Annotated in this window: 18 protein-coding genes; 5 read left to right on the top strand and 13 right to left on the bottom strand. The window is 30.9% G+C overall.

Annotation, left to right across the window (positions count from 1 at the left end; genetic code table 11):
* Positions 1-135: 135 nt before the first annotated feature.
* The 5 genes from NTX22_00630 (at position 136) to NTX22_00610 (ending at position 7,714) form a co-directional block, all read left to right on the top strand.
* Positions 136-1,215, top strand: coding sequence for a hypothetical protein (locus NTX22_00630; GenBank protein MCX6149009.1), 1,080 nt, complete (start codon positions 136-138; stop codon positions 1,213-1,215).
* A 146-nt stretch (positions 1,216-1,361) separates the two neighbouring features.
* The gene (locus NTX22_00625; GenBank protein MCX6149008.1) at positions 1,362-1,952 is read left to right on the top strand and encodes a hypothetical protein; all 591 of its coding nucleotides are present in this window, start codon (positions 1,362-1,364) and stop codon (positions 1,950-1,952) included.
* 216 nt (positions 1,953-2,168) lie between these two features.
* The gene (locus NTX22_00620) at positions 2,169-2,705 is read left to right on the top strand and encodes a hypothetical protein (protein ID MCX6149007.1); all 537 of its coding nucleotides are present in this window, start codon (positions 2,169-2,171) and stop codon (positions 2,703-2,705) included.
* 233 nt (positions 2,706-2,938) lie between these two features.
* Positions 2,939-6,739 carry an Eco57I restriction-modification methylase domain-containing protein gene (locus NTX22_00615; protein ID MCX6149006.1) on the top strand — a complete coding sequence of 1,267 codons (3,801 nt, stop codon included), beginning with the start codon at positions 2,939-2,941 and terminating at the stop codon, positions 6,737-6,739.
* Positions 6,740-7,567: 828 nt separating this feature from the next.
* The gene (locus NTX22_00610; GenBank protein ID MCX6149005.1) at positions 7,568-7,714 is read left to right on the top strand and encodes a hypothetical protein; all 147 of its coding nucleotides are present in this window, start codon (positions 7,568-7,570) and stop codon (positions 7,712-7,714) included.
* A gap of 114 nt (positions 7,715-7,828) precedes the next feature.
* On the opposite strand, the gene NTX22_00605 is transcribed toward NTX22_00610, so the two are convergent.
* From NTX22_00605 to NTX22_00545, 13 genes are all read right to left on the bottom strand, one after another.
* On the bottom strand, positions 7,829-8,020 hold the full coding sequence (locus NTX22_00605) for a hypothetical protein (protein MCX6149004.1): 192 nt from the start codon (positions 8,018-8,020) through the stop codon (positions 7,829-7,831).
* Entirely contained in the window at positions 7,998-8,471 is a 474-nt protein-coding gene (locus NTX22_00600; protein MCX6149003.1) for a hypothetical protein, read from the bottom strand. Before NTX22_00600 ends, NTX22_00605 begins: the two co-directional genes overlap by 23 nt.
* 632 nt (positions 8,472-9,103) lie before the next feature.
* Complete coding sequence (locus tag NTX22_00595; protein MCX6149002.1) at positions 9,104-9,337, bottom strand: type II toxin-antitoxin system HicA family toxin; 234 nt, start codon at positions 9,335-9,337, stop codon at positions 9,104-9,106.
* On the bottom strand, positions 9,337-9,570 hold the full coding sequence (locus NTX22_00590) for a hypothetical protein (protein MCX6149001.1): 234 nt from the start codon (positions 9,568-9,570) through the stop codon (positions 9,337-9,339). Before NTX22_00590 ends, NTX22_00595 begins: the two co-directional genes overlap by 1 nt.
* 482 nt (positions 9,571-10,052) lie before the next feature.
* Positions 10,053-10,421 carry a DUF86 domain-containing protein gene (locus NTX22_00585; protein ID MCX6149000.1) on the bottom strand — a complete coding sequence of 123 codons (369 nt, stop codon included), beginning with the start codon at positions 10,419-10,421 and terminating at the stop codon, positions 10,053-10,055.
* Positions 10,414-10,704 (bottom strand): nucleotidyltransferase domain-containing protein, encoded by a 291-nt coding sequence (locus NTX22_00580; GenBank protein ID MCX6148999.1) that lies wholly within the window; start codon positions 10,702-10,704, stop codon positions 10,414-10,416. The genes NTX22_00585 and NTX22_00580 overlap by 8 nt, the downstream gene beginning before the upstream one ends.
* 405 nt (positions 10,705-11,109) lie before the next feature.
* A complete protein-coding gene (locus NTX22_00575; protein MCX6148998.1) occupies positions 11,110-11,457 on the bottom strand; it encodes a four helix bundle protein in 348 nt (115 codons plus the stop codon).
* A gap of 360 nt (positions 11,458-11,817) precedes the next feature.
* Positions 11,818-12,192, bottom strand: a complete 375-nt coding sequence (locus tag NTX22_00570; protein MCX6148997.1) for a type II toxin-antitoxin system VapC family toxin — start codon at positions 12,190-12,192, stop codon at positions 11,818-11,820.
* The gene (locus NTX22_00565; GenBank protein ID MCX6148996.1) at positions 12,189-12,395 is read right to left on the bottom strand and encodes an AbrB/MazE/SpoVT family DNA-binding domain-containing protein; all 207 of its coding nucleotides are present in this window, start codon (positions 12,393-12,395) and stop codon (positions 12,189-12,191) included. Before NTX22_00565 ends, NTX22_00570 begins: the two co-directional genes overlap by 4 nt.
* 497 nt (positions 12,396-12,892) lie before the next feature.
* The gene (locus NTX22_00560; GenBank protein MCX6148995.1) at positions 12,893-13,456 is read right to left on the bottom strand and encodes an ORF6N domain-containing protein; all 564 of its coding nucleotides are present in this window, start codon (positions 13,454-13,456) and stop codon (positions 12,893-12,895) included.
* Positions 13,457-13,624: 168 nt separating this feature from the next.
* Positions 13,625-13,900: a helix-turn-helix transcriptional regulator gene (locus tag NTX22_00555; protein ID MCX6148994.1), complete on the bottom strand. Its 276-nt coding sequence runs from the start codon at positions 13,898-13,900 to the stop codon at positions 13,625-13,627.
* A 1-nt stretch (position 13,901) separates the two neighbouring features.
* On the bottom strand, positions 13,902-14,246 hold the full coding sequence (locus NTX22_00550; protein ID MCX6148993.1) for a type II toxin-antitoxin system RelE/ParE family toxin: 345 nt from the start codon (positions 14,244-14,246) through the stop codon (positions 13,902-13,904).
* A gap of 400 nt (positions 14,247-14,646) precedes the next feature.
* Positions 14,647-14,851: hypothetical protein (locus tag NTX22_00545; GenBank protein MCX6148992.1), on the bottom strand; the 205-nt coding region annotated here is incomplete at its 5' end.

Genomic DNA, 14,851 nt, shown 5'->3' with positions numbered 1-14,851 from the left:
TTGAATAAAAACAAATACTGTTTTATAGTTCTTATTATTGGAACGTTGATATGCAAATGCATGCATATCTATCTTCCTTAAATAATAATTGAATGCAGAACATGTAATAATTAGGCATTATGGTCAGTATTATATATGAAAGTAAAATTTGATTTTGAACAAACAATATTTGAATTCCTTGGGAAAGAAGAAATTCTTTCATCAAGAAAAACTGATACCTTAAAATATTTAGAAAAGCATTTTAAAAATTATAATGCTATTTCATCAAGGGCTTTTGATAATCTGGAAAATATTGTATTACAAAAACCACAAATTGTTATTGATATTTTAAATGAAACATTTACCAGTGATATTTATACAACTATACTTGCTAGTGTTAATAAGCAAGAAGAATGTATTTACAAGAAAATTTCTATTATCTCAATGCATTGGGAAATAGCATCACTTTATAAATTTGCCTCATATTTATTGTCAGATTTTCAAGCACCATTAATTAGTCTAAATGAGAAGACAGCTGTATTTAGTCATTTAAGGGCATTTGGATTAGATTCCAAAACAATTGAAGAAATGAGAATAATTAGAAATGGGAAAAACCATAGGTTTACTGTTAAGAGTTCAACTATAGTTGCGATATGCGATAATAAAGAAACAGAAATATCATTTGTCAGAATTGAAGATATTTATAAAAAGTTAGAACTGTTTTCTTCTTGGTGGCTTACCTTTATTACACTTCAGTTTTTATTCATTCCTAAATATGGCGTTTTGGCAAGCTATGCATTTTTTATGAAAGCCAAAAAGAATTTAGATTTCCTAAAAGAATATGGTGAAGGTTTAATAACTGTCTTTCCCAATTTAAAAGACACGATTAAAAATAAAAATCAGTTATCTCTTAAAGGGAGATTTCAAAAATACTTTCGTAAGATTAAATATAAATTCTTTAATCTATTTAATTCTCAAAAAGATTATCAGAGATTTTTCATCGAGAATAAGGAATATATTTTTTCTCGTTTAAAATATCATTCAGAAGGCATACTAAATTATTTGCAAAATATTATTGATAATTTAGAAAAAGAAGAGGACATCAATAATTTGAAGAAAATAAAAGATTGGTTTCAAAACGCACATACAAAATTGTCAAATATTAATCTGGATGATTTAGAAAAATTCTATATGGAGAAATTGCGTAAAAAAAATTCTAATCCGCTAATAAAATAAACGCCGTTTTTCATTGTGACATTTTTCTAATTATCGGGTTAGGTGAAAAAGGTAAGCATAACTTGCAACATTGTTCTAATAAATAAAATTGTTAAATATTATTGGCGGTAGTTTTTCATCCCAGTATTGCTGTTTGTGGCGGACGGGTGAAAAGCAACGCCGTTATACAACTAATGAAATACAGTGAAATATTAATATTGTTTTCAAAACTTAGCAGACTTAATAAAAAATTGAGTGATTTTGGTGGTAAAGGAACTGGTTGGAGTTATACTTTTGATGATGGAACAACAACCAAATATACAATTCATAAATTTCGTGATTTTGAAAGCATCCAAGACGATGTTGAAAATTATTTCCTTTGGCTGTGGAATTTGAAAGACTATTTAAAATCAATATCTAAAAACAAGCAGATGATAGAAGATTTTGTGAACAATGACATCAATCTAAAAGTGTCTGGCGATATTGCGAATCGATTGAAGCATTCTACCTTACGTGAAAGTAGATCTGGATTGTTCCCCAAATTGGGTAAACTGAAAGTGACTATTTCTCAAAATAATATTGCTAAGATTACTTTTTATAAAGATGAAGTCGAGATTGATCCTAAAGAGGCAAATGACGCTGAATTATCTTTGCCCGTTTATGATTGTAATGAAAATGAAATTATTGATTCATTTGAACTAATTAGAATTGCTGAAAAGGAATGGGATAAACTATTTCAACAAGTAAAAGTTGTATAACCTGTTCTTCAAGGCCGACTGCTTTAAACATTGCGACATTTGTGTTGTTATAAAGTAGCGTTGTAAAAGGTAGTTGCTCTTTAAAGTAGGTCGCAATAAAAAAGTAATTATAAAATTATTGGCGTTTGTTTTTCAAAGTTGCATTGTTGTTATGGGCTGCGGGTTAGGCGCAACGTCGTTAGGTTGTTCTACAAAAATAATAATGGATAAGAAGTTATGAAGAAAATATTTATTCAAACAACTTTAATAGCATTAGCTATTTTATTTTCTTGGAATTGTTCAAATGATAACAATCCACTGATACCAAACGAAAAAGATTTCTATGGAAATTTAGAAATAAAAACAGAGAAATCTGAGTTTTATATTGGCGATGATTTTTCTAATAGTTTTGCTTTAGTTTTAGCTACAGTTATTAATTCATCTTCAGATACATTTTACACAAATTTAGGTGATGGTTATGCTGCTGGTATTGACCACGATAAATTGCTGATTGCAGAAGGGACTGACGGTTATTTTGAAAAAAATATTGGTGATAACAATTGGAAGCAATTGAATCGTGGAATATTATTCGAAGGGAGTAAAATTATAAGAATACTTCCATCGAGAAAATATAATCTTCACGCAACAGCATATCTGGATTCAAACAGTATTGGGAAATTTAGATTGAGAATAAATTACTACAAAACTGTTTCTCAAACTTCAGTTGATACATTAAGTGATACGTCAAATACTTTTATCATTTATAAAAGGTAAAAAACAACCTAACCCGCCAATCAAGGCGGACGCCGTTTTCGCATTCAGCATTTGTATAGATCATTTCTCAAAACTGAAATAAAAAAGTTTTGAATAATAAAACCAGGCTGTTAAGTTTGAGTGTAAAAATATTTTACTGGAATTACTAAAGACAACTGTTTGATTGCACATTTAAAATAAACATTGTTTTTAAACTTAACTCTACAACCTAATTAATTTACAGTGATTGTTTTATGAAATTAGCAACGCATACACCGAAAAAAGCACTCAAAGCATTCTTAAAGCAAAAACCTTTGCGAAGTGAAATAGATCTTTTCAAAACAAACCTGATCGCTTTGCTTGCCAGGATTAGTGCTATTGAAAGCCGACCTAAAGATGAAAGTGAAGAACACTTAAAAAACGATCTGCGTGATTTTTTGCGAGACACCTTCTACAAAGACACCAACGCCATCAATACCAAAGACAGAAAGGATTTAGTAATTCATTTAGGCAAAACCACCGACAGCGAAGTTGGAGTAATCATTGAAGCCAAACGACCGACCAACATTAACGAAATGGTTTCGGCTGACAATCCCAACAAAAAAGCACTTCACGAACTTATACTTTATTATTTAGACGAGAGAATCCAGGCTGGTAACAACCAATTGAAACAGCTTGTGATGACCAATGTAAACGAGTGGTATATCATAGACGCTAACTATTTTGACAAGCATATTTACCGCAATACACAAATCAAAAAACTTTACGAAACTAAACTCAACGACAAAAAAGACAATCCTTGGTTTTATGAGGAAATTGCTAAAATAGTTCCCAAAATGGATGTTGACATTCCTTGCGTTTACTTCGACATCAGAGAGTACGACACTATTTTAAGAAACAATAAAAAAGAAGATGATAGAGAATTAAGTGCATTGCTCAAAATACTTTCTCCACAGCATTTATTAAAAATTGCAACGCCAAATGACAGCAATTCACTTGACGAAAAGTTTTACAAGGAACTGCTTCACATCATTGGACTGGAAGAAGCGAAAGAAAATGGCAAAAACATCATCAGAAGAAAAAATGTAAACCGCAACACAGCTTCCATTATCGAAGCGACCATTGAAGCGTTAATTACAGACGATCCATTTCATCGCCTACCCGACCAAACTAGTTACGGAGAAACCAAAGACGAAAGAATTTTCAATGTTTCCTTAGAGCTTTGCATTACCTGGATAAACAGGATTTTATTTCTCAAATTACTGGAAGGACAATTAATAACTTATCATCAAGGCAACAAAGATTATCGTTTTTTAAACACCGAAACTATAAACGACTTTGACGAATTATTTAAACTCTTTCACAAAGTTTTAGCAGTAAACCTAAATGATAGAACGGAGGCAATAAAAAGAAAATACAACCGTATTCCATACTTAAACAGTTCGCTTTTTGAAATCAGTGAATTGGAAGACCGAACAATCAAAATCAATTCGCTTGATAATGAAGGACAACTTGAATTAATCAATACAACCATTTTAAAAGATATAAAGAAGAAGGCAAACAAGCTGCCTACCCTGGATTATCTTTTTCAGTTTTTAGATGCTTATGACTTTGCCAGTGAAGGGACAGAAGATGTTCAGGAAGACAACAAAACCCTTATCAATGCATCGGTGCTTGGTAAAGTGTTTGAGAAAATAAACGGCTACAAAGATGGTTCAATTTTTACTCCTGGATTTATAACAATGTATATGTGCAAACAGTCAATCCGCTTGGCTGTGGTAGAAAAATTTAATGCAGCATTATCTCCAAATGGAAAATCTTTGTTCGACAAATTTGAAGATGTAAAAAATTACACTTCACAACTTTTTAAAACGCAGGACATTTTAAAAGCCAATGTAATAGTCAATTCACTTCGCATTTGCGATCCAGCCGTAGGTTCAGGTCATTTCCTGGTTTCATCACTCAATGAAATAATAAGTATAAAAGCAGAATTAGGAATACTTGCAGACCAAAAAGGCAACAGCATCAGCGGTTACGAAATTGAAATTGTAAATGATGAACTAATAATTACCGATCCGAAAGGCAATATTTTAGAATATAAACTACAAGGCGGTAAACCAATAAGTAAGGAAATTCAGCGGCTTCAAAAAACTCTTTTTCACGAAAAGCAAACCATTATTGAAAACTGTTTATTTGGAGTTGATATCAATCCTAACTCTGTAAAAATTTGTCGTTTGCGTTTGTGGATAGAGCTCTTGAAAAATGCTTACTACAAGCCAACCGTTACACAAAGCGGAGGCGAAGTGTTTGAGGAATTAGAAACACTTCCAAATATTGACATCAACATAAAATGTGGAAACAGTTTGTTAAGCCGTTTTGCATTAGATGCAGATTTGAGCAAAGCTCTTAAAAGTATTAAGTATGATATGGAGGCATACAGAGGTTTTGTGAACGATTATAAAAATGAAAAAAATCGTGATGTAAAAAGAGATTTGCAAAAAATTATTGATAGTATTAAAAGCGATTTTAGAACTGAAATAGGCAAAAATGATTCCAAACAAATAAAATTGAAAAACCTAAGCGGTGATCTTGACACTTTGTTAACCCAAGGCAAGTTGTTCGAACTGGACAGCAAACAGAAAAAATCACAAAAGGAAAAGCAACAAAAGTTAGAATTTGATATCAATAAACTCTTTAAAGAAATTGAAGAAATAAAAAGCAATGCCATTTATAAGAATTCTTTTGAGTGGCGTTTTGAATTTCCAGAAGTGTTGAATAATGCAGGAGAATTTGATGGATTTGATGTGGTTATTGGTAATCCACCTTACGTAAATTTTAAAATGTATTCCCAAGCAGAAAGAGAAGTTTTTAAAAACAACTTCAAAGAAATATTTGACGGCAAAGCCGACATTTATTATTATTTCTTTTTACAAGGTTTAAGAGCAATTAAATCAAACGGTATTATCAGTTATATCACCTCACGCTACTGGCTTGAAGCGGAGTTTGCCGAAAAACTAAGAAAGTCATTAGCCAATACGTTCTCCATTAAAGAAATTATCGACTTTAAAAATGTAACCATTTTCGACGGTATTGGAATAAAGACTTCAATAGCAACATTTCAAAAAAGAGAGGCGAAAAAAGGAGATACTTTCAACTACAAATATATTGACAGCAAAAAAATAAAGTCCGTTGAAATAGAAAACTTCACAACAATTTCAATTTTTAATGACGATATAAAAAATAAATCAAAATGGGTATTCGGAGAGGAAAGCGAATTAAATATTTATAAGAAAATTGAGATCGAAACAGTGCTCTTAGAAACCATTGCAAATTGTACACAAGGCATTGTTACAGGACTTGATAAAGCGTTTATTACAACAACAAAAGAATTTAAAAGCATTCCCAAAAAATTTGTAAAAACTTGGATTAAGGTTGGCGACATTACAAGGTATTCAATTAATCCAGTTGAAGATCGACAATTAATTTACACAAACGAAATTGAAGATATTGCTGAATATCCTGAATTACTTAAGAGATTAACGCAATTCAAAGAAAAACTTTCAGAACGCAGAGAGGCAAAATCTGGTAAACTTAGGTGGTATGATTTGCAATGGGGACGAGACCCTGACACATTTAACAGCCATAAATTAGTCTGCCGTTTTAAAGCTTCTAAAAACACATTTGCTTTAGACGAAAAGAAATTTTATTCAAGTGCAGACACTACAATAGTTGCTTTGAAAAAAGAGTATGCAAAAGAGTATGACTTGAAATTTATACTTGCATTAGTAAACTCAAAATTGCTTGATTTTTATTTTAAGAGTTACGGTAAACTAATGGATTATCGATTTGAGTATTATCCTGGACCTGTTGGACAATTGCGAATTAAGAAAGCTAAAAATCAAAATGACTTTGTAAAAATCGTTGAAAAAATAATAGCTGTAAAAAGCAAGGACCAACAAACCGACACCAATGAACTTGAAAAGAAAATTGACGAATTAGTTTATAAACTTTACGGCTTAACAGAAGAAGAAATTAAAATAGTTGAACAGAAATAAGTGGCATCCAACAAAGTATAAAAGTCGTTTTCCAAATATTACTTTCTCTAAAAAATTTTTAAGCGTTCAATCCTCCTTAGTTCCACAACAATCAATGCAAATGCAATAAAGGCTAACACTATTTTTATTAAACACTCTCACTTATTCCACCGTCCGTAAATTATCCTTGTATATTATCCATTGTGAACCAGATTTATAAACCGAAGTCTGCTTATAATAGAATTGAGAAGTGTACCTATCTGTTTTCAATATGATCTTGAAAGCGGTTTGCCTTCTGATAGACCAATTGTCAAAGTCCAAAAGTATTCTCCACCCATAGTTTTTAATAAATTGACTAACATTGTCCCTCAAATTATTATCAGTTATTGAGGAGATAATGGCATATAACAGATTAACAACTATGGACATTTTAGAAATTCTAATACGTAAAGAACAAAAACAAAAATGTTAAATAAAATGAAATCCCGATCTTATCTCATAGGCGTCAACTTAACGATTATGTTTTTCAATCAAAATTGGTACAATTGTTTTGATTTCAGAATAAATAAGGTTTTTATATATCATCCCTGCTTGCAGCAGGCAAGCCTAAAGGGATTTTATTTGCTTTTTTATTCATTTTCCTATAAATATTTCATTCCTGCTTGCAGCAGGCAAGCCTATCGGGATGTATATTTCTTCATCCCAGAGGGATGATATAATTGTAGAAACAGAAAGAATAAATAGAGCAAAATGCCGTAGGCATGATATAATAAAAAATGCTTATTAAACCGAAAAATAAAATAATTAGCAATTAATTAATCAGTAATTGATATCCTTAAGTTGACGCCTATGCGTGAAAACCTGCTTGCAGCAGGCAAGCGGGAATCCAACAACATTTATAACTGCAATAGATTCCCACTCCCGCCTACCGCTGGCAGGCTTGCCTACTGCAGGCAGGTTCGTGGGAATGACAATTGGGCAATATTAGCTTTTTAGACCGGACTCATTTATGATTAAAAATTAATAAATTTACTTTCTAAACAATGCAGCATTATAAACTTTAACACAAATTTATATTTACACTTTTTTTCAACTTTACCAGAGTATGTTTTAGTTATCTTTTATTTGCAGGTTAATAACTGAGTCTGTTTTTAATTTGTTTTGTATATATTGTTTCAATTGTTCAAAAGACATATTCTGCGTTTCGAAACTTATTTTATCACGGATATCACACATCATTTGCACTGCATCAAAATTTTTATCAAAATTATGTTTTCTTTTAATCTTGCTCTTTGTTTCCATAATGAATCAATTCCTTTGGACTCCTGATTTCTAAAATGCCGTAGCCTGATTTTATGTTTACGGAGTTATAACCATTAATTTTTTCCAAATTTACAATGTGTTTAAAATTCCAACTCGCTAAAACATTTACCCTGTTAATGGATGCTAAAGCAATATGACGACAATCTTCGATACTAGTTTTACCAACAACACCTTCAGTTACATATTTGTCGGCTAAATCTGCTGCTTCTTCAGTAAATATAACATACTCAAAACAGTTTTTAGGAAATTTATTAAGAAGTTCCCTTACCCTTCTTGGTGCATTTATTAACTCAAGATTTAATAAATCCGACAGGACAAAAATAATTTCTTTTTGTTCCAACCGTTTAAAAAATTTTCTTGATACCGCTTTGAATTCTTCATCAAAATAACCCCCAATAACTGAAGTATCAATATATATTTTTTGTCTCATCTTTTTTATTCCTACTTCATTCCTGCCTTTATAAAAAGCAGATAAATTAAGCAGGTAAGTTATGAATTTATGAAACGTAAAACGACAGATGATAAACGAAAAGACAAAACTAATAGAGTTTTTAGTCCCGATTCACGGGATCTACGCTTTGCTGCGATTTTGAGCACTATTCAAGTGTTTAGATTTGAGTTATTAGTTTTGAGTTGAAAGAGGATAACTAAAGACTTAAAACTAACAACCAATTTAGTTTTGAGCCTGCCTGGCGCCTGCCTGACGCCTGCCTGCGGTAGGCAGGGTAGGCAGGGTAGGCAAGTTCTAAGTTTTTAGTTAAGACGAAAGACAAATTGAGTTTTTAGTGTTGAATTTTTAGTTTTGAGTTAAAAGAGCTTAACTAAAGACTTAGAACTAAGAACTAACAACTATTTTAGTTTTGAGTGTTGAGTTATTAGTTTTTAGTTAAAAAATAGTCAAAAGATAGAACAGGTAGAGTTTTGAGTGTTTAGTCTTATTCAGTTTTGAGTTGTGAGTGTTTAGTCTTATTTAGTGTTTAGTTTTGAGTTATTAGTTTTTAGTTTTGAATTTTTAGTTTTGAGTTAAGACGCTAAGAACTAAAAATTAACTACTATTTTAGTTTAATTCATTTTAAGTGATAGAAATTGCTCTGTAGTAATATCCGCTTGTTTTAGTATCGCTCTTAAAGTACCCTCGGGTATATCGCCTGAATGATTTGGAATTGTAGTAAACCTTTTAGTCGAAGGATTGAACCAGATTTCGTGACTGCCGGCTGCTTGCCTATAAAACTCAAATCCAAATTTTTTAATACCTTTAATAACGTCTCGATACTTATAACCACTTAATCTGCCCATTATAACCCAACAACAAGAGGATAGTCAAATTTGGTTCCGGCTTCAGTTAATTCTATTAAAATGCCAGAAGTATCTTTTTGAGCTTCCATAATCTTTTTTGCAACATCTCGCGCAATCTCTAAGGTTTCTGAAATAGTTCTGCCTTGTGCAACTAATCCCTGAATATCTTCAGAAGTTGCAAGGTAATATCCTTCGGGTAACTTTTCAATATGTACATTTATAATTTTTTCCATTTTGCTCCACACCCTTTTTAAAATAAAAGCATTTTTTTTCGATTTATAACAAATGAAATTCTCATTTAAACCAAGTACGAGTTATTAAAAGTCAAACGTCAGAGGTCAAAAAATAGAACTACCATAGTTTTTAGTGTTGAGTTCTTAGTTTTTAGTTAAAAATTGAGAAACGACAAACGAAAGAACAATTAGAGTGTTTAGTGTTGAGTTATTAGTTTTTAGTTAAGACGCAAGACTAATCGAGTTTTGAGCCTTATTCAGTTTTTAATGTTGAGTTATTAGTTTTGAGTTAAGACAGAAGACTAATCGAGTATTGAGTTAAAAGAGAATAACTAAAGACTTAAAACTAAGAACTAACAACTATTATAGTGTTTAGTGTTGAGTCTTATTCAGTTTTGAGTTGTGAGTGTTTAGTCTTTAGTTAAAAGACACAAGACTAATCGAGTTTTTAATAATAAAAATAATATTACAATCGTAACTTATTAAATTGCGGAGTAGATATTTTTTATGACTTTGTTGAGTTTAGGAATTTCCTCTTTACAGACCTGGTAAACCACTTCGCTATTCAAGTCAAAATAATGATGAGAAATAATGTCCCTCATACCCATAGCCTTTTTCCATTCAAATTCAGGATATTTTTTAAGCAGAGTCCTTTGTGTTATTTTATCAAGATTTTTAATACTTTCTCCAATAGCAATCAACAGCATACATAATGAGTCAAGTTTCTCTAAATTCCTATCGTTTTTTAGAAAATCATCTGGTGATTTAATCGATCTGACTCTTTTTTGTATTGTGTTTGTGGCGGTAAGAATTTGACTCAATACTTCTTTTACAAGACCAAGATTAAACATAAATTCCATTTTGCTTAATTTGATTTTTAAGATATTCATTCATAGATTTTCTTAAAGCGATAATATCTACTTTTTTACCAAACAACTTTTCTAAATCATTTTTTATACTGATTAAATCAAACATTTTAGCAGGCTCAAGTTTTACAAAAACATCAATATCACTTTTAGTAGCGTTTTTTCCTGTTGCGTAAGAACCAAACAGACCCAACTCTTTAATTTTATGACTATAATCCGATTTACTTTTATAAACTTTTAATTTTTCTATAATTGTTTTTCTATTCATTATTTTTCAGTTTTAATTTTTCAATAAAGTTGCGCGCTATTTAGTTTTAAGTTTTGAGTGTTTAGTCTTATTCAGTTTTGAGTTGTGAGTGTTTAGTTTTTAGTTAAAAGACACAGGACTAATCGAGTTTTTAGTTAAGAGAGCTTAACTAAAGACTTAAAACTAAGATCTAACAACTAATTAAGTTTTGAGTGTGCAGTGTTTAGTCTTTAGTTAGAAAAAGGCACAAGTGAAACGTCAAATGTAAAAAGACAAAACTGCTAGAGTTTTTAGTGTTGAGCACTATTCAGTTTTTAGTTTTGAGTTCTTAGTGTTTAGTCTTATTCAGTGTTTAGTGCTGAGTTTTTAGTGTTTAGTTTTGAGTTGAAAGAAGATAACTAAAGACTTAAAACTAAAAACTAAGAATTAATTGAGTTTTTGTTGCGTTGTTTTTACTATTGAAGTTAACAACTTGATAATTTCTTCTGAGTCTTTGATATAGTTTTCTAAATTTATTTTAGTTAATTGTGATTCATTTAAAAGTCTAAGCCAGTAGTTACTTTCACGAGCTTCTTTTGAAGCGATGGACATTTTAGAAATAAATTCCTTGCCAGATTGAGCAGCTTGCGCTTCTTCTACATTTGCACCAATACTTGTTCCGCTTCTTAATAATTGCTTAGAGATTACATATTCATTATCATTTATCAATTTTTTATACAAAGCCACTATACTTAATGCGAATTGAAAAGATTTTTCTTTTACAATACTCTTCATAGTTAGTTTTGAGCACTAATTTAGTTTTTAGTGTTGAGCACTATTCAGTTTTTAGTTTTGAGTTATTAGTTTTGAGTTAAGACACAAGACTAATCGAGTTTTGAGTTAAAAAAAGTCAAAAGATAGAAATCAGAAAACAGAAGGAAGAAATTAGTTGCAAGTTACAAGCCGAAAGTTAAAAGATGAAGGAAATAGTTTTTAGTCGGAACATGTCAATAGAACTCAGAAAACAGAACTCAGAAGGAAGAATGACTAATTAAGTGTTGAGTTTATAGTTATGAAACTTCAAAGGTCAAATATCAAAAGGTAAATGTTTAAAGAAAGGATTTTTAATAAATAGAGATCCTGTTTGAAAATGTCTTAACTCTTTTTAAAATATTTAACATTCTCAAGGTTTTTAAAATCTACGTCCTGCGTCCATAAAACAGCATTAAATATTTGTGCGGTTGTATATATTAAGCTATCAGCCATTGGTAATTTTAATAAACTGCTTAGTTTTGCTGCCTGGATTGCAATAGATGAATTTACCTCAACAATTTTAGCCTGCTGCATTAAACTAACCGATTGAAGTGCTTTATTTTCATCTTTTTCGATCAGTATTTTCTTATAAATTTCATAAATATTTATTACTGATACTATCAGGTTCTCAGTATCTTCGATAACAGGTGCAAAGAATTTTGCGTTTTTTCCATCGACAAAGTATTCCAGCCAACCAGATGAATCGACCAGGTTCAAAGCCTATCTCCTTCTCTTTCAATATCGGTATTCATCCCCTTTAAAAAACCACGGGCGTCCCTGATATTTTTTATTTGAAGAAATTCAATCCTATCTTCAAACTGTATTATTTGTAATTTTTGACCAGGTTTTAATTTTAGTTTCTCCCGGATCTCTTTTGGGATTACTACCTGATATTTTGGTGAAACTGTTACAGTAGTCATATTATTTTATTTATTGTTTTACAATAAATATATCGATAAGTTTTCGGTATGTCAATATTATATCGATGCAGAAAAACTAAGCAACATAGGTTTTAGTGTTGAGCCTTATTCAGTGTTGAGTCTTATTTAGTTTTAAGTTTTGAGCCTTATTCAGTTTTAAGTTTTTAGTGCTTAGTCCTATTCAGTTTTGAGTTTTTAGTTCTTAGTTTTTAGTTAAAAATTGAGAAACGATAAACGAAAGACGACAAAAGACAAAAATGCTAGAGTTTTTAGTTTTGAGCCTTATTCAGTGTTTAGTGTTGAGTTATTAGTTTTAAGTTAAGACAGAAGACTAATCGAGTATTGAGTTAAAAGAAGATAACTAAAGACTTAAAACTAAGAACTAAAAACTAATTAAGTTTTTGCTTGCCTAGAAAAATGCAAAATTTAATCATCTTTTTTCTTCTTTATTAAGTGCTTAAATTTTAATACGGCAAACCTGCCTCAGCCAGAGGTTGCTAAATGCGGTAGGCAGGATTAATTTCAATTGATGTCTCTGTATCGGTAACTTTCATATTATCATCAAGTATTTCAGCAATTATTTGCCCACTTTTTTTTAACATCCTATTTTTTTTACTATCATCTTTTATTTCTGACAAATCTTTAATATTCTTTGATAATTCTCTTATTCTAGCAAACGTTTCAATAATAGCTAAGGTTGTTTGAGTAGCGATATTACTTTTTAATATTGTTGCCAGCATATACAAACCTTTTTCAGTAAAGGCTTTTGGTAAATATGGCGAATATTTTAGTTTTTCGAGGTGGTCGAAATTTTCGACCACATTTGATGATTCAACTTTTTTCCTTTTATCTATAGTCGAAAATTTCGACTTCAAAAAATCCCAATCATCTTTGGTAAGTTCTAAAACATATCCTTCAGGAAACTTATCGGGATTATTTTTAACTGCTTCATTGATATCTCGAGTTTCTTGAATAAGCAATTCGATTTTAAAAACAAAACTTACAAATGAAAAAAAGCCACCTTGAAAAGCGCTGCCCGGTTGAGCGGCTTGTTGACACATAGTGCGGCAAGCCGCAATGGTTGATGGATGACCTGCCTGCCGGCAAAGGCAGGTGGATGATGTAAAAATTATTTAAAATATCTTGACTTGCCCGAAGCAAGCAGGCCTGCCTGCCGGCAGGTAGGCACAAAAAACAAAAACTTAAATGTCAATACTATAGTATTTAATTTATTGTATGTTTATTTGTAATTTTTTACCTAATGCTTCTAAGTAACTCTTCAGTGTGGAGAGACGAATATCTTCAGCGTGATTTTCAATTCGAGAGATTGCAGACTTTTTGGTGCTGAGTTTTTCTGCAAGCTCTTTTTGAGTTACCCCAACTTCTTCTCTTGCTTGACGAAGCAATATCCCAATCTTGAAACTTTCGTAACCTTTTTCAAAACTCATAGCAAATTTTTTACTCTTACTTTTTCTCTTTACTATATATTTTTCTAAATCATCCATTTTAGCTCCTTTCTAAAAAACCTTTTTTTCTGCTTTCAGCCAGTTCTATTTCTGTTTTAGGTGTTTTTTGAGATTTCTTTCTAAATCCATTAGTTAAAACAATAAAGTTGGATTTATGCCAAAAACCCAGCAATCGAAATTCATTATTTCCCGAACTAGCTCTTACTTCCCAAATATCATTAGTGCTTTCCAATTTCTTAAAATATTCAACAGGAATTCTTTCTAGTTGCTTTATTAAACGTAAAACCCATAAAATCTTTTCTGCTTGCTTATCAGAAAGCGATTCAAAAAACTCCTCAATCGGAATTTTATTATTAGCGGTTTTATAAAATATTATTTCTCTCACGCAGACAAAGTTAACCTATTTGTGAACCAAAGTAAAATGCTATTTTTTATAGAATCTATTGTGCTAACAATTAATTTAGTGTTTGGTTTTTAGTTAAAAAAGTCAAAAGATAGAAATCAGAAAACAGAAGGAGGAATAACAAATTAAGTTTTGAATTTTTAGTGTTTAGTTAGAAAAAGTCGAGAAATAGAAATCAGAAAACAGAATTCAGAAAACAGAAGGAAGAATAACCTAGTTACCGAGTTTTAAGTTTTTAGTGTTTAGTCTTGAGTTAAGAATTTAAGACTAACAACTAAATTTAGTTTCGCGTCCCGATTCTCGGGATCGGAACTTGGCAATAGAAATGAGACAAAATTATTTTTTAAAGCTGCCATTCCTGCTTGCGCATTACAATTGTTCATTATATATCATCTTTATTTTCTTCCGGTTCATAATCCTGTGGGTACCAGGCTCTATTTTTAATATTATTTTTATTTCTCAATTTATTATTATTCCTCATCTCAGAATCTATCTTCTGTAATGCTAAAATTATTTTAAATTTTTCTTCATAAGGTAATTTTGCCTGTTGTTGATGATATTTTAATTTTGATTCAGCTAAATGCAAA

This window comes from Ignavibacteriales bacterium (assembly GCA_026390815.1).
Lineage (GTDB): Bacteria > Bacteroidota > Ignavibacteria > Ignavibacteriales > SURF-24 > JAPLFH01.
This window is presented reverse-complemented; position numbering and strand designations above follow the sequence as displayed.

Coding starts and splice junctions, on each gene's coding strand:
- NTX22_00600 (MCX6149003.1), bottom strand. CDS start 8,471: ATGAGACAAAAAATATATATTGATACTTCAGTTATTGGGGGTTATTTT.
- NTX22_00620 (MCX6149007.1), top strand. CDS start 2,169: ATGAAGAAAATATTTATTCAAACAACTTTAATAGCATTAGCTATTTTA.
- NTX22_00555 (MCX6148994.1), bottom strand. CDS start 13,900: ATGGATGATTTAGAAAAATATATAGTAAAGAGAAAAAGTAAGAGTAAA.
- NTX22_00615 (MCX6149006.1), top strand. CDS start 2,939: ATGAAATTAGCAACGCATACACCGAAAAAAGCACTCAAAGCATTCTTA.
- NTX22_00575 (MCX6148998.1), bottom strand. CDS start 11,457: ATGAAGAGTATTGTAAAAGAAAAATCTTTTCAATTCGCATTAAGTATA.
- NTX22_00630 (MCX6149009.1), top strand. CDS start 136: ATGAAAGTAAAATTTGATTTTGAACAAACAATATTTGAATTCCTTGGG.
- NTX22_00590 (MCX6149001.1), bottom strand. CDS start 9,570: ATGGAAAAAATTATAAATGTACATATTGAAAAGTTACCCGAAGGATAT.
- NTX22_00605 (MCX6149004.1), bottom strand. CDS start 8,020: ATGGAAACAAAGAGCAAGATTAAAAGAAAACATAATTTTGATAAAAAT.
- NTX22_00560 (MCX6148995.1), bottom strand. CDS start 13,456: ATGTGTCAACAAGCCGCTCAACCGGGCAGCGCTTTTCAAGGTGGCTTT.
- NTX22_00585 (MCX6149000.1), bottom strand. CDS start 10,421: ATGTTTAATCTTGGTCTTGTAAAAGAAGTATTGAGTCAAATTCTTACC.
- NTX22_00595 (MCX6149002.1), bottom strand. CDS start 9,337: ATGGGCAGATTAAGTGGTTATAAGTATCGAGACGTTATTAAAGGTATT.
- NTX22_00565 (MCX6148996.1), bottom strand. CDS start 12,395: ATGACTACTGTAACAGTTTCACCAAAATATCAGGTAGTAATCCCAAAA.
- NTX22_00610 (MCX6149005.1), top strand. CDS start 7,568: ATGCGTGAAAACCTGCTTGCAGCAGGCAAGCGGGAATCCAACAACATT.
- NTX22_00580 (MCX6148999.1), bottom strand. CDS start 10,704: ATGAATAGAAAAACAATTATAGAAAAATTAAAAGTTTATAAAAGTAAA.